At 63.0% G+C, this 18183-nt stretch carries 19 protein-coding genes; 7 read left to right on the top strand and 12 right to left on the bottom strand.

Annotation, left to right across the window (positions count from 1 at the left end; all coding sequences use genetic code 11):
• Positions 1-15: 15 nt before the first annotated feature.
• From BM216_RS16970 to BM216_RS16960, 3 genes are all read left to right on the top strand, one after another.
• On the top strand, positions 16-930 hold the full coding sequence (locus tag BM216_RS16970) for an ABC transporter permease subunit (protein ID WP_093000374.1): 915 nt from the start codon (positions 16-18) through the stop codon (positions 928-930).
• 11 nt (positions 931-941) lie between these two features.
• Positions 942-1778, top strand: a complete 837-nt coding sequence (locus BM216_RS16965) for an ATP-binding cassette domain-containing protein (RefSeq protein WP_093000373.1) — start codon at positions 942-944, stop codon at positions 1776-1778.
• 122 nt (positions 1779-1900) lie between these two features.
• A complete protein-coding gene (locus tag BM216_RS16960; RefSeq protein WP_093000372.1) occupies positions 1901-3118 on the top strand; it encodes an MFS transporter in 1218 nt (405 codons plus the stop codon).
• A 21-nt stretch (positions 3119-3139) separates the two neighbouring features.
• Here BM216_RS16960 and BM216_RS16955 read toward each other — a convergent pair whose 3' ends face one another.
• The 8 genes from BM216_RS16955 to BM216_RS35195 all read right to left on the bottom strand — a co-directional run bounded on the left by BM216_RS16955 (position 3140) and on the right by BM216_RS35195 (position 9764).
• Complete coding sequence (locus BM216_RS16955; RefSeq protein ID WP_093000371.1) at positions 3140-3550, bottom strand: CopD family protein; 411 nt, start codon at positions 3548-3550, stop codon at positions 3140-3142.
• Between the two features lie 3 nt (positions 3551-3553).
• Positions 3554-4117, bottom strand: a complete 564-nt coding sequence (locus BM216_RS16950) for a DinB family protein (protein WP_093000370.1) — start codon at positions 4115-4117, stop codon at positions 3554-3556.
• Between the two features lie 29 nt (positions 4118-4146).
• Positions 4147-4956 (bottom strand): class I SAM-dependent methyltransferase, encoded by an 810-nt coding sequence (locus BM216_RS16945; RefSeq protein ID WP_093000369.1) that lies wholly within the window; start codon positions 4954-4956, stop codon positions 4147-4149.
• 78 nt (positions 4957-5034) lie between these two features.
• Positions 5035-5298 carry an usg protein gene (locus BM216_RS16940; RefSeq protein ID WP_093000368.1) on the bottom strand — a complete coding sequence of 88 codons (264 nt, stop codon included), beginning with the start codon at positions 5296-5298 and terminating at the stop codon, positions 5035-5037.
• Positions 5299-5446: 148 nt separating this feature from the next.
• Positions 5447-6277 carry an ABC transporter permease gene (locus tag BM216_RS16935; RefSeq protein WP_093000367.1) on the bottom strand — a complete coding sequence of 277 codons (831 nt, stop codon included), beginning with the start codon at positions 6275-6277 and terminating at the stop codon, positions 5447-5449.
• Positions 6274-7056: an ABC transporter permease gene (locus BM216_RS16930; RefSeq protein WP_093000366.1), complete on the bottom strand. Its 783-nt coding sequence runs from the start codon at positions 7054-7056 to the stop codon at positions 6274-6276. The genes BM216_RS16935 and BM216_RS16930 overlap by 4 nt, the downstream gene beginning before the upstream one ends.
• A 155-nt stretch (positions 7057-7211) precedes the next feature.
• Positions 7212-7994 (bottom strand): ABC transporter substrate-binding protein, encoded by a 783-nt coding sequence (locus BM216_RS16925; RefSeq protein WP_093000365.1) that lies wholly within the window; start codon positions 7992-7994, stop codon positions 7212-7214.
• Between the two features lie 483 nt (positions 7995-8477).
• On the bottom strand, positions 8478-9764 hold the full coding sequence (locus BM216_RS35195) for a hypothetical protein (protein WP_348272006.1): 1287 nt from the start codon (positions 9762-9764) through the stop codon (positions 8478-8480).
• On the opposite strand from BM216_RS35195, the gene BM216_RS35190 reads away from it, so the two are divergent.
• Positions 9726-10556 (top strand): OmpA family protein, encoded by an 831-nt coding sequence (locus tag BM216_RS35190; protein ID WP_348272005.1) that lies wholly within the window; start codon positions 9726-9728, stop codon positions 10554-10556. The two genes, BM216_RS35195 and BM216_RS35190, sit on opposite strands and share 39 nt — an antisense overlap.
• Before the next feature lie 92 nt (positions 10557-10648).
• On the opposite strand, the gene mobB is transcribed toward BM216_RS35190, so the two are convergent.
• The 3 genes from mobB to BM216_RS16905 all read right to left on the bottom strand — a co-directional run bounded on the left by mobB (position 10649) and on the right by BM216_RS16905 (position 12790).
• On the bottom strand, positions 10649-11161 hold the full coding sequence (mobB, locus tag BM216_RS16915; protein WP_093000363.1) for a molybdopterin-guanine dinucleotide biosynthesis protein B: 513 nt from the start codon (positions 11159-11161) through the stop codon (positions 10649-10651).
• On the bottom strand, positions 11158-11784 hold the full coding sequence (mobA, locus tag BM216_RS16910) for a molybdenum cofactor guanylyltransferase MobA (protein ID WP_093000362.1): 627 nt from the start codon (positions 11782-11784) through the stop codon (positions 11158-11160). The genes mobB and mobA overlap by 4 nt, the downstream gene beginning before the upstream one ends.
• Before the next feature lie 97 nt (positions 11785-11881).
• Entirely contained in the window at positions 11882-12790 is a 909-nt protein-coding gene (locus tag BM216_RS16905; protein ID WP_093000361.1) for a DMT family transporter, read from the bottom strand.
• 244 nt (positions 12791-13034) lie between these two features.
• On the opposite strand from BM216_RS16905, the gene BM216_RS16900 reads away from it, so the two are divergent.
• Positions 13035-15584 (top strand): methyl-accepting chemotaxis protein, encoded by a 2550-nt coding sequence (locus tag BM216_RS16900; protein ID WP_244530213.1) that lies wholly within the window; start codon positions 13035-13037, stop codon positions 15582-15584.
• A 6-nt stretch (positions 15585-15590) separates the two neighbouring features.
• Here the strand turns inward: BM216_RS16900 and BM216_RS16895 are convergent, their stop codons facing one another.
• Positions 15591-16475: a LysR family transcriptional regulator gene (locus BM216_RS16895; protein ID WP_093000476.1), complete on the bottom strand. Its 885-nt coding sequence runs from the start codon at positions 16473-16475 to the stop codon at positions 15591-15593.
• 146 nt (positions 16476-16621) lie between these two features.
• On the opposite strand from BM216_RS16895, the gene BM216_RS34650 reads away from it, so the two are divergent.
• Together BM216_RS34650 and BM216_RS34645 are read left to right on the top strand one after the other, a co-directional pair.
• Complete coding sequence (locus BM216_RS34650; protein ID WP_244530212.1) at positions 16622-17224, top strand: hypothetical protein; 603 nt, start codon at positions 16622-16624, stop codon at positions 17222-17224.
• Positions 17191-17973, top strand: coding sequence for a lactonase family protein (locus tag BM216_RS34645; protein WP_244530211.1), 783 nt, complete (start codon positions 17191-17193; stop codon positions 17971-17973). Before BM216_RS34650 ends, BM216_RS34645 begins: the two co-directional genes overlap by 34 nt.
• Positions 17974-18183: the final 210 nt, after the last annotated feature.

Genomic DNA, 18183 nt, shown 5'->3' with positions numbered 1-18183 from the left:
GAGATAAGAAAACATATGGCGACAGTCGACACGTTTTCGGAAGGCCGGCAGGTCCGGCGCATCAGAGACGAGAGCCCGTCTGCGACGACGGGTAAAGGCACACCCCCTCCCAGGGCTGCGGCGGAGAAAGGTACGCGGGCGGCGTCACGCCCGCGTACCTTCTCCAGGGCCGGAAGTGCTGGCGCATGGCTGCCTTATCTCTTGCCGGTGACATTGGTTGTGCTCTGGCAACTGGGGTCTTCGACCGGCATCATCTCGGACCGGATCATGCCCTCGCCGGTCGCCGTCCTGGCGGCATTCTGGGAGCGGCTGCTTTCGGGCGAGCTGGCGCGGGACGTCGGCGTCAGCGGTGCGCGTGCGGTGAGTGGTCTCGTGATCGGCGGATCGATCGGGTTTCTGCTCGGGATCGCCAATGGGGTATCCAAGCTTTCCGAGCAGCTGACCGACACGACGCTGCAGATGCTGCGAACCATTCCGCATCTGGCGATGATCCCGCTCGTCATCCTCTGGTTCGGCATCGGCGAGGAGGCGAAGCTGTTTCTGACCTCGCTCGGCGTGCTCTTCCCGATCTATCTCAACACCTATCACGGGGTTCGCAATGTCGATCGCGACCTCGTCGAGATGGGACGGATCTACGGGATGAGCAGCTGGTCGCTGTTCCGCAAGGTGATCTTTCCCGGCGCGCTGCCGTCGATCTTCGTCGGGTTGCGCTATGCGCTCGGCATCATGTGGCTGACGCTGATCGTGTCGGAATCCATCGCCGCCAATTCCGGCATCGGCTACATGGCCAATACCGCACGCGAATTCATGATGACCGACGTCGTGGTGCTGGCGCTCGTCATCTATGCATTGCTCGGCAAGCTTGCCGATGTGATTGCCCGCACGCTGGAACGCCGGGCGCTCGCCTGGAACGCGGCCTATCAAGGTTGAGGAGAGAAGACATGCCGATCGGACCCTATCAATCGCCGCTTGCCTTCGTCTCGGACGGGGAGCTGGAACGTCACTACGCCGAGCCACAGCCAGTGCCGCATGAGGCCGAAGGGCCGCAGCCGGCCGGCCTCAGATTGCGCGGCATCGAAAAGCGCTTCGGCGACAATCATGTGCTGAAGGGCATCGATCTCGAAGTGCCCGTCGGGCAGTTCGTCGCGATCGTCGGCAAAAGCGGCTGCGGCAAGAGTACGCTTCTGCGGCTGCTTGTCGGACTGGACGAGCCGACCGCCGGCGAGATTTCGTTTCTCGGGGATGACGGTACGGCCGTCGAGCCGAATGCGCGCATCGTCTTCCAGGAGCCACGGCTGCTGCCCTGGTTCTCTGTCGCGGACAATGTCGCTGTCGGCCTCGGGGGCGGTGTGCCGAAGGAGACGGGCAGGCGTGAGGCAAAAAGAGCGCTGGCGGCCGTACAACTGGCCGAGAAGGCTGGTGACTGGCCTTCGAAACTGTCCGGTGGGCAGAGGCAACGCGTTGCTCTGGCGCGAGCTTTGGTCAGCCGCCCGGGACTTCTGGCTCTCGACGAGCCGCTCGGCGCGCTCGATGCGCTGACACGGATCGGCATGCAGGAGCTGGTCTCCCAGGTCTGGCGCGAGCTCGGGTTCACGGCGGTGCTGGTCACCCATGATGTTTCCGAGGCCGTCTTCCTCGCCGACCGGGTGATCGTGCTCGACGAGGGGCGGATCAGCCTCGATCTCGATATCCCGCAAGGCGGCGAGCGGCGGCATGGCGATCCCGTACTGGCGGAGATCGAGGGTCGGTTGCTGGACCGGATTTTGGGGCGGGGGTGAAATCGGCTACCTGCTGATATGGCCGGGGCGTCCCTAAAAACTGTGGCGCGCCGTATTCTTCGATTGACGGGGCTCGCCCGCGTTTCGCATTCTCCGGGCGGACAACGTGGGCTAGTTGCGAAATGGCGCCGCCATTGCTGATGCGTAACCGGAACTACCGCCTGCTTTTTACGGCTGGCGCACTGACAAATCTCGGCGATGGCCTGATCGTTCTTGCGCTGCCCTGGCTTGCCTCGTTGATGACGAGAGACCCTGTAGCAATTGCCGCGGTCGCCGCCGCTTCGCGTTTGCCATGGCTGCTTTTTTCGGTGCCGGCGGGCGTCATCATTGACCGGGTGGATCGCCGAAAGCTGATCGCACGTACGGATTTGCTCCGTGCCGCTATCGTCTGCGGCATTCTGCTCCTTGCTGTCAGCGAGCCTGTGCCGGGCGGCGAATGGGCTCTGGCGGGGCTTGCGTTTCTGCTTGGCTCGGCTGAAGTGATGCGCGACAACGCGGCCCAGACAATCCTCCCGTCGATCGTGCCTGCCGGCGATCTTGAGGCTGCCAATGGCCAGATGTGGAGTGCGGAGCAGATCACGGGCCAGTTCATCGGTCCGCCATTGGCGGGTTTGCTGATTGGGACGGCGATCGCTCTGCCCTTCGGTCTCGACGTGGTGGCTCTGATCATTGCTGCGGGACTGGTGTGGATGATCACACTGCCTGCGCCATTACGGGCTTCTTCCCGCTTCTGGCTGTCTCTGGTCGAAGGCGTGAGCTGGATGAGGCGCGATACCTCGCTGTTGCGTCTTGCAATCGTGCTGGGGCTCGTCAATTTTCTTGACATGATGGCGGTGACGGTGACGGTTCTGTTCAGCCAGGAGATATTGGGCCTGTCAGCCGTCGAGCATGGATTGCTTCTCTCCGTTGCGGCAGTCGGAGCCGTTGCCGGCAGTCTCAGTGCACCGGCGGTGGCTCGGGGCATCGGTGCGCAGTCCAGCCTTTATCTGGCACTTGCGATATGGGGTGTCGGCTATGCTGTCATCGGGCTGAGTTCAAACACGTTGGTCGTTTCCGCCGCGATGTTCGCACTGATGGCCGGATCGATGCTGTGGAACGTCATCACCGTGTCCTGGCGGCAGCGACGTGTTCCGAGCGAACTGCTGGGCCGCGTCAACAGCATCTATCGGTGCTTCGGTTGGGGTGCAATGCCATTGGGCGCGATGGCCGGCGGCCTGGTGGTCGCATTTCTAGAAGCGGATGCCGGGCGAGAAGCAGCTTTACGGATGCCGTTTCTCGTTGCTGCAGCCGGAAGCGGGGCCCTGCTGATCTACGCGCTGTTCAGGTTGCGATTGCGGTAGATCAGCCACGTCTTTCCTAGATCAGAACGGCTTGATCACCGCCAGTGCGACGACCAGCACGAGACAGATCAGGATGATTGGCATGCCGCGGCGCACGAAGGGGTTCGGATCTAGCTTCGGGTCCGCCGCCATCTTGCGCATCGCGGCCTGCTGCATGCCGTGCAGCGCGGACAGGATGATGACGAGGAGCAGCTTGGCATGCAGCCAGCCTTCCGAGAAGCCGATATAACCGATTGCGAGCCAGAGGCCGAAGATCCAGGCGCCGGCAAGGGCGGCCGTCGTGACGGTGCGGTCGTATTTCCGCAAGGACTCGATGACGCCGACGCGGATCGGTGCCGGGACCATGGAAATGACGAAGGCGTTGATCAGCATCCCGCCGATCAGCAGGAAGTCGGAGAGGATGTGCAGGGCCTTGATGACGAAATATAGCATGGGTCAGTCACTCCATATGAGGGACTCGGTATAGCCGAGTTCGTTGAAATCCTGGCGACGAAGCGCCTGCTCTGCCGGATCCGCAGGAAAGAATTCGTCGAGTTGCGGTGGCGCGATATGCGTGCCCGACAGCATCGCATGGACCTGGCCGCGGTGGTGGATCTGGTGCTGGAAGAGATGCAGCAGCACGCGGTCTGCCGCCTCCAACTGAACGTGGGTAGCGCGAGGGATGCGGACTTCGGCGGCCAGGGTCGCAGACGTCAGGCGTCGACAGTGGTCGATCAGACGACGGTCGGCGGCGCGTTGCTCGCGGTCAAGATCGGCGAAATCGGGAAACGGGATTTCCGGCTCGAAAGCGGCGGCGCCGGGACAGTGGCCTTCCAACGCACCAATATAGAGCCAGTCCACCGTGAGAATGTGGTTCAGCGTATGGATGATCGACGGGAAGAAGCTGACGCGCTGTGCCGCCAGTTCCTGCGGCGATAGCAACCTGCAGGCCTTCAGCAGCCGGTGATTGGCCCAGGCATTGTTATAGGCCTGGGCAATGAAATAGCGCTCCGGCGTCACAGCGTTCCTCCGCGTTCCCGGCGAAGAAACTAGCCTTTCAGCCTGGCGATTACCAGATGGCCAGGGCTCGGCTCTCCGTCCTGCATGCGCACGTTGATCTCTGTCACTTCGACGAGCTCGAAGCCCGTGTCGGCGAGGCGGGTGCGGATATAGGCGGGAGAGTGGAGGAAGCGCTGATGCGGGCCGACGGCGTAGGTGCGCGCGTCGCCTTCCGGCAGGGCTTCGGAGGAGAAGATGAAGAGGCCGCCGGCGACCATGTTTTCGGCGGCGCCGAAGAAGAGCGGTTCCAGTGCGCCGAGATAGGGCAGGACATCGGTTGCGGTGACGAGATCGAAGGGTTCGTCGTCATTATCCTCGAGAAAATCCTCGACTTCCGCGACATAGAGCGTCTCGTAGAGATCCTTCTCATGGGCGATCTCGACCATGTTTTCGGAAAGGTCGAGGCCGGTGATATCGTCGACCATGTCGCGCAGCGCGCCGCCTGTCAGGCCCGTGCCGCAGCCGAGGTCGAGCATGCGCTTGAACGGGCCGAGCTTCAGTTCCTGCAGGCGCTGGCGCACCATGACCGGCACGGCATAACCGAGCTGTTCGACGAGGATATCCTCGAAGCCTTCGGCATGCTGGTCGAACAAGGTCTCGACATAGGCGTCCGGCGCCTTGGGCGGGGCTTCGCCGCGGCCCATCGATGCGATGCGAACGGCAGCGCCGCCGTGATCCTCGGGGTCGATCTCGAGCACCCGGCGATAGGCTTCTACGGCGGCGTCGATATCGCCGGCCTTTTCCAGCTCCAGCGCGCGGTTATAGGCTTCCACCAATGCTTCTTCGTCGATCTTCGCCATAGCCGTATTCCCTGTTGTCGCGAGCGCTTTAAGCGTCATGGCGTCGTTTGGCAATCGCGGCGATCGGGATGCGGCATTTCAGTGCAGGATGATCTCGCCGTTGACAGCGCGCCATTCACTGGCGGAGATCAGCTTGCGGTGGACGTAGCGAACGGAATGCAGTGGCCCGTCCAGCTTTTCCTGCCAGAATTTCAGAAAGCCGTTCATCTCGGGAAAGTTCGGGGCGAGATCGTAGTCCTGCCAGAGATAGCTCTGCAGCAGGTGAGGGTGATCCGGCATGTGGTAGAAGATCTGGGCGGTGGTGAGGCCATAGCCTCGCAGCATCATTTCGAGTTCCGACATCTGCTGTTCCCTTCTTTCTTCGACGCATCGGGTGCGCCGTAAAGGAAATGGGAACATGTCATGCTTAACGGAAGCTTGCCGAAAGAGCGTCATCGCAAAAATTGATACAATATTTCAGATGGTTAGCAGCTCTCCAGATCGAGTGCTGCTAACGCGTCAGATGGCGGGTGAGGCGTCGTTCGAGGAAAGCCCAGAGATGCCGGAGCGCTTCGACCATCGACAGATAGAAGATCGCGGCCCAGAGATAGGTCTGGTAGTCGAAGGTGCGCGAGAAGGCGTAACGCGTTTCGCCCATCAGATCGAAGACGGTGACGATAGCGACGACCGCCGAGCCCTTGATCATGAGAATGATCTCGTTGCCGTAGGGGCGGAGCGCGACGATGAGTGCCTGGGGCAGGATGACCTTGAGGAAGGTGATGCGTTTCGAAATGCCGAGTGCGGCCGCACCCTCGTGCTGTCCGCGCGGTACGCTCTGGATTGCGCCGCGCAGGATTTCCGCCTGATAGGCGGCGGTGTTGATGGTCAGCGAGAAGAGGCCACAATACCAGGCCTCGCGGAAGAACCACCAGAGGCCGACGGATTCGAGCTGAGGCCTGAAGCTGCCGAGGCCGTAATAGATCAGGAAGAGCTGCGCGAGCAGCGGCGTCGAGCGAAAGACATAGACATAGGCATAGGCGATCGCGTTGAGGACGCGGTTCTTCGACATGCGGGCAAAGGCGATCGGCAGCGACAGGATCGCGCCGAGGACGATGGAGATTCCGACCAGTGAGATCGTCGTCCAGAGGCCGTTTAGATAGCGCGGGCCGTAGCGTTCGAACTTCGCCGGATCCCAGCCTTCGATGACCATGCTGAGCAGGCCCATGGCAAGGATCGCCCAAAGCACGAGCACGCCCATGCCGACGACCTTGGCGGCGGTCAACGGCCGTTCAAGGACGGCAGGTGCCGGGCGAGGCGGGATGAGTTCGTTGATCACGCTCATCGGGCAACCTCCGAGCGCTTGGCCCAGCGTTCTACAAAGCCGAGGCCGAAGGACGAGATCATCGCAAGGATCAGATAGAGCAGGCAGGCGATGAAGTAGAAGAAGAAGGCTTCCTTGCTGACGCGCGCTGCAATGCCGGTCTGGCGGACGATGTCGGCAAGGCCGATGACCGAGACATAGGACGTATCCTTCAGCAGGATCAGCCAGAGATTGGTGAGGCCCGGCAGCGCGATGCGGATGAGCTGCGGCAGGATGATCAGGATCATGGTGCGCCAACGGCGCAGGCCAAGCGCGTCGCCAGCCTCGTACTGGCCGCGCGGAATGGCGCGGAAGGCCGACAATAGAACCTCGGAAGAATAGGAGGAGAAGACGACCGCAAGTGCCACCATGCCGGCGACGAAGGCGTTGATCTCGATCCGCCCGTCATAACCGAAGGCGGCCGTAACGGACTGCAGCATCATCTGGGCGCCGTAATAGACGATGAACAGGGTCAGCAGTTCTGGAAGGCCGCGGAAGATGGTCGTGTAGATGCCGGCGGCGAGCCGCAGCATCTTTTCCTGGGACTGGGCGGCGAGCGCGATGAGGAAGCCGATGACGAGGCCGACGGGAAGCGTCGCGAGCGCGAGCGATATGGTGACCTTGACGCCGAAGGCGATCTCATCGCCCCAGCCGGCATCGCCGCAGGCGACGAGCGTGCCCGTTCCGAACCAGCTGAAGAGGCCAATCGGTCCGCAGAACGGGTCAAGCGTATCAAAGAGGGCGGAAAGCCATCCGCTCATAGGATCATGTTCCGGTTCATATTCCCCTGCGGCTTATGCCGTGCCGCTTTCAAAATCCAATAAAAAGGGAAAATTACCTGAGGACAAGGGTTCACGAAAATGAAAACGGCGGAAGAGCTGGTCTTCCGCCGGATTTTTCTCAGGACCTGTAAGGCTTACTTGTCGCCGTAGACGTCGAAGTCGAAATACTTGTCGTTGATTTTCTTGTACTCGCCGTTCGCGCGGATGGCGAGGATCGCGGCGGAGAACTTGTCGGCCAGAGCCATTTCGTCCTTGCGTACCGCGATGCCTGCGCCTTCGCCGTTGATCTCGGGATCGATCGGCAGCGGGGCGAGGATCTTGCAGCACGAACCGGCGTCGGACTTGACCCATTCCGACAGGACGACGATGTCGTCGACCACGCCGTCGATGCGGCCGTTGGTGACGTCGAGCTTGTATTCGTCAGCCGTCGGATAGAGCTTCAGCTCGGAATCGGGGAAGTGCTTCTCGGTGTAGTTCGAGTGGGTGGTCGAACCCTGGGCACCGAGCGTCTTGCCCTTCAGCGAAGCCGGCGAGGCGTCCTTCAGGTCGGAATCCTTCGGCACGGCGATTGCCGGCGGGGTGTTGTAATACTTCTTGGAGAAGCCGACCTGTTCCTTGCGCTCCGGCGTGATGGACATGGAGGCGATGATCGCGTCGAACTTCTTCGACTGGAGGGCCGGGATGATGCCGTCCCAGTCATTGGTGACGAAGGTGCACTCGACCTTCATCTCGGTGCAGAGCGCCTTGGCGATGTCGATGTCGAAGCCGGTGAGCTCACCGTTGGATTCCAGAACGTTGAAGGGCGGGTAGGCGCCTTCCGTACCGATCACCAGCTTTTCCTGTGCCGAGGCGGCGCCTGCGAAAAGCGACAGCGCAGCAACCGACGCGGCTGCAAACAAACGGGCGGAGATTTTCATGATGGTCCTCTCTGTTGGCAACCCGGCGGCGTTTTCCTGCTTTTTTCGCGGCCGGGGCAGGGCGCTTGGCAGCCCTTGCTTTTTTATAGATACCGACGCCGGAAAAATTGCAACGGCATTTTGAGCGGCAACCAAGAGCTTCACGGCTCCTTGATGTTAGCGCAAATGGTGCGCTGCATCCTTCGGACGATGAACGGGCCGTTCAAAGCCGGTTCAGACTTTGGTCCGGATCATAGGGACCTTTGCCGCTCGGCCCAACTGGAACCAATTTGCAAGACATGCAGTTGAGCCGCCGCGAAAGCCCGCCCGCAGAGGCGCCCGACGGGGCAAGGGAAGCGCGACCTAGGGACGAGAACCCAAGAGAAGGAAATTGTGATGTCGATCAAACTCAGACTCTTCGCCAGCGTGGCGGCGCCGGTGCTGGCGCTTCCGATGCTGATGCAGCCGGCCTACGCGATCCCGCCGGGGATCGGGACTGATCCGTCACTTGCAATGCCGGGCGTGATCCGCGTCCAGCAGGAGATCGTGCCGGAAGAGGGCCAGGGTGGCGAGGAGCCGCGTCGCAAGCGTCAGAACGCCGAACAGCCGGAAGGCGGCGAGCGCCCTCAGCGCCGCGAGCAGCGCGCGCAGGAAGAGGGCGGCGGCGAGAGGCCGCAGCGCCGTGAGCAACAGGCCGAACAGCCCCAGGAGCAGCCGCGCCAGCGCGAGCAACAGAATGCCGAGCAGCCGGAGGCCGAGCGTCCGCAGCGTCGCGAACAGCGCGCGCAGGAAGAAGGTGGCAGCGAAAAGCCGCGACGCCGTGAACAGCAGGCCGAGCAGCCGCAGGAACAGCCGCGCCAGCGTGAGCAGCAGAACGCCGAGCAGCCGGAAGGAGAACGCCCGCGTCAGCGTGAGCAGCGCGCGCAGGAAGATGGCGGTGGCGAGAAGCCGAAGCGTCGCGAACAGACGGCCGAGCAGCCAAAGCCGGTAGAGAAGCCTGCCGAGCAGAAGGCTGACCAGGCGCCTGAACCGAAGGAAACCGAGAGCAAGCAGGCCGAGCCCAAGCAGGCCGAACCAGCGCAGCGACAGGCCGAGGAGCCGAAGCCGAACCCCGAGCGCCAGCAGAATGCCGAGCAGCCGGCGGAAGCTCAGCCGCAGCAGCGCAACGCCGAGCAGCCTCAGGGCGAGCGTCCGCGCCAGCGCGAGCAGCAGGCAGGCGAGGGCCAGGGCGGAGAACGTCCGCGCCGCGCACAGCAGGCACAGGACGGCCAGCCGGCATCCGGCGAGGCGGCTCCTGATCAGGCGACCAGCGGCGGAGAACGCAGGCAGCAGCCAGCTGCTCAGCAGCAGGCCGAACAACCGGCAACGCTGCCGGTCGAAAACGGTGCAGCTGTGCTGGATAGTGCCAAGGAGCAGCGGCCCGAGCGCGCACGCGATGGCGAGCGCCAGCGTCGCGATCCGAACCGCACAGGCGGCCAGCAGCCGGACGCCCAGCAGGCTCAGGAACGTGCCGCTCCGCCGCCAAGGACGGATGCTGATGCCCAGGCCAATGACCGGATCACCCGCGAGCAGCGGGAGCAGTGGCGCAACCAGCGTCGGGAGCTCACCGAAGAGCGTGGCGAGCGGCTCGACCGTCGCCCGGACTTCGAACGTCCGCGCGGATGGGATCTTCTTGGAGCAATCACTGGCGGTGATCGCGAGCAGGGTCGTGATCGCGGCAGGGATCGTGATCGTGACCGCAACGATGGGCGCGTGATCATCTCGATCGACAACCAGACGATCGTTCGCCATGACGACAGCCGCCGCTTTTACGAGGACGGTCGCGGGCCGGAATATGAGCGTCTCGGCGATGGTCGTTATCGCGAGGTCGTGGAACGTTCGGACGGCACGCGGGTGGTAACGATCCGCAATCGTTACGGCGAAGTGGTGCAGCGCTCGCGCATCGTCCGCGGCGGCGAGGAGTATGTGCTCTACTACGCTCCGGAACTGCTGGAAGACCGCGGTGATGACTATACCTGGCGTGATCCGGGTGAAGACCTGCCGCCGATGCGTCTCGGCGTGCCGATCGACGATTATATCATCGACACGTCGAGCGAGCCGGACCGCGATTATTACCAGTTCCTCGAGCAGCCGCCGGTGGAGCGGGTCGAGCGTCCCTATTCGCTCGATGAGGTTCGTTACTCGGCACGTATCCGCGACAAGGTCCCGCGTATCGACCTCGACACGATCACCTTCGCGACCGGCAGCGCCGAAATTCCGATGAACCAGGCGACCTCGCTGCGCAAGGTGGCGGATGCGATCAACAAGGTGCTGGAAAAGGATCCGTCCGAGACCTTCCTGATCGAAGGTCACACCGATGCTGTCGGTTCGGACGACAGCAATCTGGTCCTTTCCGACCGCCGTGCCGAATCTGTCGCCGTCGTGCTGTCGGATGCTTTCGGCATTCCGCCGGAAAACATGACGACGCAGGGTTATGGCGAGCGCTACCTGAAGGTGAATACCGAGTCGGCGAACCAGGAAAACCGCCGCGTCACCATCCGCCGCATCACGCCGCTGGTGAAGCCCGTCGCTTCGAACCAGTAAGTGGCGTCGATCTCAAGCAAGCTGAAGCCGTCGGCCGTTTGGCCGGCGGCTTTTCGCGTTTTGGGCAGCGCAGACCGATGGGACGTCGCCTGTCAGCGCTTCAGGAGGCCGGTTGTCTCGACGATGAAATCCGCAATGGCTTTTGTGTCATCAAGGTGGAAGACGGGAAGGCTGCCGTCTTCCACCGCGTGGTCAGCGGCGATGGCGACGATGTGCGGATCGTTCGGCGCAAGGGGCTCCCGGCTTTTCGATTCCAGCCGCCGAAGCTCAATCTTCGGGATGTGTTCGCGCTTGTAGCCTTCGACGAGGACGAGGTCGCAAGGGGATATGCGCTGCAGGATTTCGGCAAGTGTCGGCTCGGGGGCGCCGCGCAGTTCATGCATGACGGCAAACCGCGTGCCGGAGACGATCGTCACCTCCTCTGCGCCAGCCTCCCTGTGGCGGAAGGAATCGGCGCCCGGCTTGTCGATGTCGAAATCATGGTGAGCGTGCTTGATCGTCGAGATGCGATAGCCGCGGGCTGTCAGCTCGGAAACAAGCCTGACCGTCAGCCCCGTCTTGCCGGAATTCTTCCAGCCGGAAATGCCGAATACCGCCTGGGTCATGCGAGTGCCCCTGAGAACAGGGCCGCATGTGCAAGGTCATCCGGCGTATTGATGTTGAGGAAGGGGTCGAGTGCGCCGGCCTTCGTCGGGACAGGCGGGAAATCGATCGTCACCGTGCGGTGACGGGATAGAAACGCATTGATGCGGCGGTTTCCGTCATCGGCCAGCCAGGTTTCCAGCTCGTCTGCGAGCGCTACCGGCCAGAGGGCGAAGACGGGATGGCTGCGGTCGAGCGACGAGGCGACAACGATCGTCTCTGCATCGGGATCGGCTTCGGCGAGGTGACCTGCGAGATCGAGAGGAAGAAACGGACTGTCGCAGGGGACGGTGAGGAAATGGCCGATGCCGGGAGTTTTTTTCGCGTGATGGCGCATGCCGCTAAGAATGCCTGCGAGAGGGCCAAGTTGGCCGGCAACGGTGTCCTTGACGAGCGGCAGGCTCTCGAAGCCGGTCATGGCGTGGGCAGCGTTGATCGAGACTTCCGATACCTGGGGCGTCAGGCGACGGATCACGTGGGCGATGATCGTTCGTTCGCCAAGCGTGAGCATCGCCTTGTCGATGCCCATGCGGCTCGATTTGCCGCCGGCCAGGATAAGGCCGGGTAGGGCCTCAAGGCTTGCCATGTCGTTCTCCCGTGATCGCAGTCATCTTAGCCCGGCTGTTAGCCGAGGTTATGGACTGTCACAAGACACAAAACCTGCCGCCTGTGCTACCGTTTCATCATCCGCTGGCCGGGGGCACGGCCGCCGTCTTTGCGGTGTCGATGGCGCGCCGGCTTTCGCGGTAGAAGGTGTAAAGGCCTGAACCGATGACGATTGCGGCACCGACAAGCACCGAGGCGCCCGGACGCTCGCCGAAAATCAGGACACCGATGATGAGAGCCCAGATCAGGCTGGTATAACGGAACGGGGCGACGAATGAGATCTCGCCACCGCGCATGGCGAGGATGACAGCCTGGTATCCCGCGAAGACTGCGACCGACGTCAATACGAGCATCAGCCAGTTGCCGCTCGAGATCGGCTGCCAGCCGCCCATTGGCGTGATCAGGGCAAAGCCGACGATCATCACCACGAACGAAGTGAACAGAGTGATCGTCAGTGTCGGCACGTCCCGGGAAATACGGCGCGTGGTCAGGTCGCGGCAGGCCGTGAAGCATATGGCGGCGACAGCGAACAGCGCTGCGGGCTGAAAGCCTTCAGGGCCCGGGCGAATGATGAGGAGCACACCGAAGAAGCCGACGACGATGGCCGTCCAGCGCCGCCAGCCGACCGGCTCCCGAAAGAACAGGGCGGCGCCGAGCGTCACGGCGAGCGGCAGGGACTGCATGATCGAGGCCGCGGCCGCGAATTCGATTCGGGCAAGGGCGGAAAAGAAGGTCAGCGTGGCGCCGAGCTCGAAGGCCGTGCGCAGCAGCACTAGCGGATCCGTCAGCCATTTCAGCGACAGGCTGACACCGAGCATGCGGGAGACGGAAAAGACCAGCACGGTCGTCATGACGCCACGGACCGCCATAATCTGGGCAATGCTCAGATCCTGCGTCAGCGACTTCACCATCGCGTCGTTGCACGCAAAAGCCGCCATCGCGGACGCCATGAAGAGCGCGCCGCGGGTGTTGTCCGATAGGGCCATGCTGTTTCCTCCAGAGACTCGTCGTCATAGGCGATGGAGGTGGTCGCCGCCAGTGGGAAACCGGCGTTTCGGGTACGCAGCGGCACGTAATAATCGTGGTGTGTTGCCGACGTCGCGTGCAATTAACACTTGTTCAACCGAATGTGGTGAAGGTGCTCAAAAATGCTCTCGCATGATGTAGGAGCCCAGCCGTCGCGCATGGATGAAATCCGTGTCACGCCGCGTGCCAATTGCGGGAACGAACTTGTTTATCGATCGCCTTCTTCAAAGCCGTAAGATCGTCACCAAAGTCCTTCTTTTCGTCATCCCACTGGTACTGCTGATCGCAGGCGTCGGCCTTGCGGGTTACTACACGGCCCGTACGCTGAACGGCCATATGACGGTGACGCGCGCGACGATCGAGAATATCGGCGATTTCGAGCGGCTGCAGGCAAGCCTGCAGGAGTTCTCTGTCACGCCGGACGACAAGACGCTCGCTATGTTCAAGGCTGATGTCGATACGCAGGAGAAGGGTGTCGCAACGCTGAATGGCCTGCTGCAGTCCGATGAGGACAGGGCGCATGTCGCACCGGTGCGGGAACTGGCGCCGGCCATGCGCGCCCATGTCGAAAAGCTCTGGGCCATCAAGACGGCGCGCGAAGAGACCGAAGGCGCGATGGACGCCGCCATGTCCGAGGTTCGGGCGCTGGGAGCCGGTGTCGAGAAGCAGGTGGGCACCCTGCGCAAGCAGACCGAGGGCAAGGAAAAATTCGCCAAGGGCCTGCTTCTGGAAGCCTTCGCCTACAATGCCATTGCCGGCCGCATTGCCAACCTGCGCGACGCCATGCGTCGCGCGGAAAGCGATGACGCCGCAATCAACACGGCAAAGCTCTATATCGGCGCGCTGGACGAGGAATTCACCAAGATCAACGGTCTGGTCTCTGAAAGGGCGGACAAGGCCTTCGACCCGGCGCGCGAAGCATCCGCCAATATTTCCAAGGCGCTCGCAAGCGACGCTTCTGTCGCCGAGAAGGGACAGGCAGCAAGGGTCGGTACCAGCGCCTTCATGCGCATCCAGGCCGATCTCGACGCACTCTCGACGAAAAAGGCCGTGACCGCGGCCGAGCGATTCGTCGGGCTGGAAGGCGACGTGAATACGCAGCGCGAGCTGCTGGCACAGACGGAGGATTCTCTACGGCGCATCGACGAGCTGCAGCTTCTTCTCGAGCGGCTCCGCGGCACCGTGACCGAAAGCGCACGCACGACACTGATCGAGGGTACTGCTGAATTGCGCAAGGCAAGCAGCCGCGTTTCGGAACTGGCGAAAAGCAACGTGACGATGGCCGATTTCGCCGGCAAGGCGGAGGCTCATCTCGCGGCGATCGACAGCGCATCCGCCAGGCTGATCGCCGTCGCCGCCGAATGGCAGAATGAAAAGATCGCGGCCACAGCGACGCTGAGCGCCGGCATGGCGGGTCTGAAGAATTTCGTCGCCCAGGCGCAGGAGGTCGGCAAGGAAGACAGCGAGCGTTCGGCTTCGCTTTCCGTCGCGGCAATGGTGATCGGCACCGTGTTGGCGATTGCGGGCGGCCTCATGCTGGTCGAGACCCTGCGCGGCCCGTTGCGTCGCGTCACCGATGTCATGCGCCGGCTCGCCGATGGCGATCTGGAGGTGGCGATCGAGGGCCGCGAGCGGCGCGACGAGATCGGCGATATGGTGCGTTCCGTCACCGTGTTCCGCGACGCAGCCAAGGAGAATATCCGCCTGGAGCAGGAAGCTGCGGCCGCCCGCGAGCTTTCGAGCGCCGAGGCTGATCGTAGGGCTTCGGAGCGGGCGCGCGTCGCTGCCGAACAGCAGCACGCGCTGACGGCGCTTTCCGGCGTGCTCGGCAGCCTTGCGGAGGGCGATCTTGCTGCCGGCATGGACGAGAACCTGCCGGCCGATTTCATCGAAATGGCGCGCACCTACAACCAGGCCGTCGAGGCATTGCGGGCGACGCTGCTCGAGGTGCGCTCGGCAGCGCACGAGATCGACGGCGGAACGGCCAACCTCGCGGTTTCGGCCGATGATCTTGCGCGTCGCACCGAGCAGCAGGCGGCAGCGCTGGAGCAGAGTTCGCGGGCTCTGCGTCATCTGAGCGAGGTCGTGCGCAGCACCGCCGGCAGCGCACAGCAGACGTCGCAATCGGTCAACGAGACCGAAACATTCGCGGTCCGCTCGGGCGAGGTGGTCGCGCGCGCGGTCGATGCCATGGGCGAGATCAGCCGTTCGTCCGACAAGATCAGCCAGATCATCGGCGTGATAGACGAGATTGCGTTCCAGACGAACCTTCTGGCGCTGAATGCCGGCGTCGAGGCTGCCCGTGCCGGCGAGGCAGGCCGCGGTTTTGCAGTCGTTGCGCAGGAAGTGCGTGAACTGGCGCAGCGCTGTGCCGGGGCGGCCCGCGAGATCAAGCAGTTGATTTCGGCAAGCTCTACCCAGGTGGAAAGCGGCGTGCATCTGGTCGAGCAGACCGGCGAGGCGCTTTCGCAGATCATCTCCCACGTGTCGGACGTCCGCAAGTTGGTGGCGCAAATCTCGTCTGCGGCTGCGGAACAGTCGACCGGCATTTCCGAAGTCACCCATGCGGTGCAGGAAGTGGAGCTGATCACCCAGCAGAACGCCGCTATGGTGGAGGAGAACAATGCCGAGATCCACGGGCTGCGCAGCCGCGTCGAGGCGCTGACCACGAAGATCGAGCGCTTCCGGACCGCAAGCGGCCGCGATACGGGCATGGGCGACTATCGACCGGGCCGTCACAGCAACGCGGCCTGACCGGTTCTAGCGCGCGTAGAGGGCCAGGACCTCATCGAGAAAGCGGCGGCCGGTGGCCGAGAGATCCGGTTTCAACCATGACGCCGCCATCGGCAACGACGGCGGCGTCGGCGTGACGGGGCGGTAGCAGACGCCCGGGCGAGGCTGGCGAGACAGGCCGCGGGTGACGAAGCCGATGCCGGTGCCGGCCGCGACGAGCCCGGAAAGCGTCGTCATCGGGGTGACTTCCTGCACGATGCGCGGCGTCACGCCCTCGGACTGGAACAATGCGATCATCCGGTCATAGATGCTCGGGCCCACCGAACGCGGGGCGATCAGCATCGGTTCCTCAGCAAGGGCCTTGATCGGGATCTGGTCGAGAGCCGCGAGCCGATGGCTTTCGGGCAGTGCCAGCGTGAGTTCTTCATCGGGCAGGGAGTGGATCATTAGGTCTGCGTGACCGAGTGGCGGATGCAGGATGGCAAGGTCGATCGTACCCGTGGTCAATGCCGTTTCCAGCGAGGGCGAATTCATTTCGACCAAGTCGACCTCGACATCCGGATATCGGCGGCGGAAGGCCTGCACTGCTTCTGGCAGCAGGCCATAGAAGGCGAGGACGGTGAAGCCGAGCCGCAGCCTTCCGGTCTCTCCGCGCGTGGCCCGCAGCGCCTGTTCCCTGGCAATGCGAGCGTTGTCGATCACTCTACGTGCCGGTTCGAGAAAGGCCTGACCGGCGGGTGTCAGCGCCACGCTGCGGCGATCGCGGACGAATAACGCTGTGCCGATCTCGTGCTCCAGCGCGCGGATGCGCTGGCTGAGAGAGGGCTGGGTGAGATGAAGACGCTCGGCCGCGCGGTGGAAATGCAGTTCTTCGGCAACAGTGACGAAGCAATCCATGGCGCGGATATCCATCCCGAACTCCTGATGCAACATGCCTATCACGGAACGTCATATTCCGATTGGATCGCAATCAGAGTGGCCTCTATCGTCGATGATGACAAGGCGGCGGCGTAACGCCGCCGGAGCCTGCGCGCCGAACTGATCGAAGGAGCCGGATCATGCCGTTATCGCATCTTTTCCTCACGACCGCGCTGGGTGCCTCGCTGGCCTTGAGCGCTGCCTGCGCGTCGGCGCAATCGGCCGATGTTTTGTCCGGAATCTCGGCGGGCAAGGTGGCGATCATTTCCGACGGCGACTATGTGGCCAAGACCTATGCCGACGGCATGCTTGCGCCGCCCGACGCGGGGCATCGCGATGTGCTGACGGTGCTCTCCATCGCCGACGGGAAGGTGAGTCAGTCGACACTGCCCGTATCCAATTCGGTGACCGCCGCGCCTGAGATACTGGAACTGACGCTAGATGGGCGAACAGCCTTCGTTACCGAAAGGCTGGGAGAGAGGCCGGAAGGTGCTACGACGATGAAGGAGCTACCGCCTGGCAACCGGCTGTTTGCAGTCGATCTTTCCGACAGCGCCAATCCGAAGCTTGCCGATACGGCCGAGATCGGGATCCATCCCGAAGGACTGGCTGTGAGAGCCCGGACGGAGGCAGCGTCGCTGTCGTCTCCAATACGGCGGATCAGAGCCTGCTGCAGATCGTCGAGTTCCGCGACGGCAAGTTCGGGCCGGTGGCACGGTTCAACCTTTCCGAACTCGGCGTGACCGGCACGGCATCAGGGCCGCGCGGCGGGGTGACGGCCACCAATGTCCAATGGCATCCGTCCGGCCACTATCTGGCGGCGAATATCAACACGCAGGATCGCGTCGCTTTCTTCGAGGTGGCGGATGGTGAGAATGGCCCGGCATTGAAACTCTGGGGCAATATCGTCGAGACGGGTCGCGATCCCTTTGTCGGGCGTTTCACGCCGGATGGCCGCCATTACCTTACCTCCAACTGGGGGCGGAATTTCTCGGCCACGACACTCGACGGGCGCATTCCGAATGCGGCCTCAACGATGAGTGTCATCCGTCTGGCCGACCCGGAGGCAGAGGATGTTCGGCACGAGCGGCTGGGCTCGGTCGATACGGATATTTCCGCCGAGGGCATGGCGGTGAGCCCGGACGGACTGCTGGTCGCGACCTTCGACATGCGCGGCACGAGCTTTGCGTCGGGCACGCCGCGTCACAGCCGGGAGGCGGGCATCTCGCTGCTTGCTTTCGATCCGGAAACGGGCAGGCTCGAAAAGCTTTCCGATACGCCCTTCGAGGCTGTGCTGCCGGAGGGTGGTACCTTCGACCTCACCGGTGACCACGTGATTGCGACCTCGTTCGAGGCACAGCCGGATGCGGCACCGGGGATGGGGGCGGGGCTTGTCGTGTTTCGGGTCGTGAAGGACGGAACGCCACGGCTCGAGCCTGTCGGGCGCGTGCCTCTGCCGCATGGGGTGCATCATGTCGATGTGGCGCCTTAGATATTTGTCAAACGCCGTGAGCAGGGACAGTGGAATTATGGAGCGGTTCGACCGGGTGAGGGGCTGGCGGCCTTTCGCCCGGGTCCGCATTGCGCAGGCTGTCACAGGTCTGTGTCGGACGGAGACGGCATTTTCACCGGAGAGATGAAGGGGGCGCCGTGAGCGGCGAAATCCAGGCGGCTTTCTGTGACCTGCCGGGGCGGTCGCCCT

The sequence above is a fragment of the Rhizobium sp. NFR07 genome (assembly GCF_900111905.1).
GTDB lineage: Bacteria > Pseudomonadota > Alphaproteobacteria > Rhizobiales > Rhizobiaceae > Neorhizobium.
Note: the sequence above shows the minus strand (reverse complement) of the source record. Positions and strands in the feature narration are given on the sequence as shown.

Excerpts from the sequence above, each read along its gene's own strand:
- BM216_RS16965 (WP_093000373.1), top strand. The coding sequence starts at position 942 with ATGCCGATCGGACCCTATCAATCGCCGCTTGCCTTCGTCTCGGACGGG.
- BM216_RS16930 (WP_093000366.1), bottom strand. The coding sequence starts at position 7,056 with ATGAGCGGATGGCTTTCCGCCCTCTTTGATACGCTTGACCCGTTCTGC.
- BM216_RS16895 (WP_093000476.1), bottom strand. The coding sequence starts at position 16,475 with ATGGATATCCGCGCCATGGATTGCTTCGTCACTGTTGCCGAAGAACTG.
- BM216_RS16945 (WP_093000369.1), bottom strand. The coding sequence starts at position 4,956 with ATGGCGAAGATCGACGAAGAAGCATTGGTGGAAGCCTATAACCGCGCG.
- BM216_RS34650 (WP_244530212.1), top strand. The coding sequence starts at position 16,622 with ATGCCGTTATCGCATCTTTTCCTCACGACCGCGCTGGGTGCCTCGCTG.
- BM216_RS16955 (WP_093000371.1), bottom strand. The coding sequence starts at position 3,550 with ATGCTATATTTCGTCATCAAGGCCCTGCACATCCTCTCCGACTTCCTG.
- BM216_RS16905 (WP_093000361.1), bottom strand. The coding sequence starts at position 12,790 with ATGGCCCTATCGGACAACACCCGCGGCGCGCTCTTCATGGCGTCCGCG.
- mobA (WP_093000362.1), bottom strand. The coding sequence starts at position 11,784 with ATGGCAAGCCTTGAGGCCCTACCCGGCCTTATCCTGGCCGGCGGCAAA.
- BM216_RS16935 (WP_093000367.1), bottom strand. The coding sequence starts at position 6,277 with ATGAGCGTGATCAACGAACTCATCCCGCCTCGCCCGGCACCTGCCGTC.
- BM216_RS16940 (WP_093000368.1), bottom strand. The coding sequence starts at position 5,298 with ATGTCGGAACTCGAAATGATGCTGCGAGGCTATGGCCTCACCACCGCC.
- BM216_RS16925 (WP_093000365.1), bottom strand. The coding sequence starts at position 7,994 with ATGAAAATCTCCGCCCGTTTGTTTGCAGCCGCGTCGGTTGCTGCGCTG.
- BM216_RS35195 (WP_348272006.1), bottom strand. The coding sequence starts at position 9,764 with ATGGCGAACGATCGTCTGGTTGTCGATCGAGATGATCACGCGCCCATC.
- BM216_RS16970 (WP_093000374.1), top strand. The coding sequence starts at position 16 with ATGGCGACAGTCGACACGTTTTCGGAAGGCCGGCAGGTCCGGCGCATC.
- BM216_RS16960 (WP_093000372.1), top strand. The coding sequence starts at position 1,901 with ATGGCGCCGCCATTGCTGATGCGTAACCGGAACTACCGCCTGCTTTTT.
- mobB (WP_093000363.1), bottom strand. The coding sequence starts at position 11,161 with ATGACCCAGGCGGTATTCGGCATTTCCGGCTGGAAGAATTCCGGCAAG.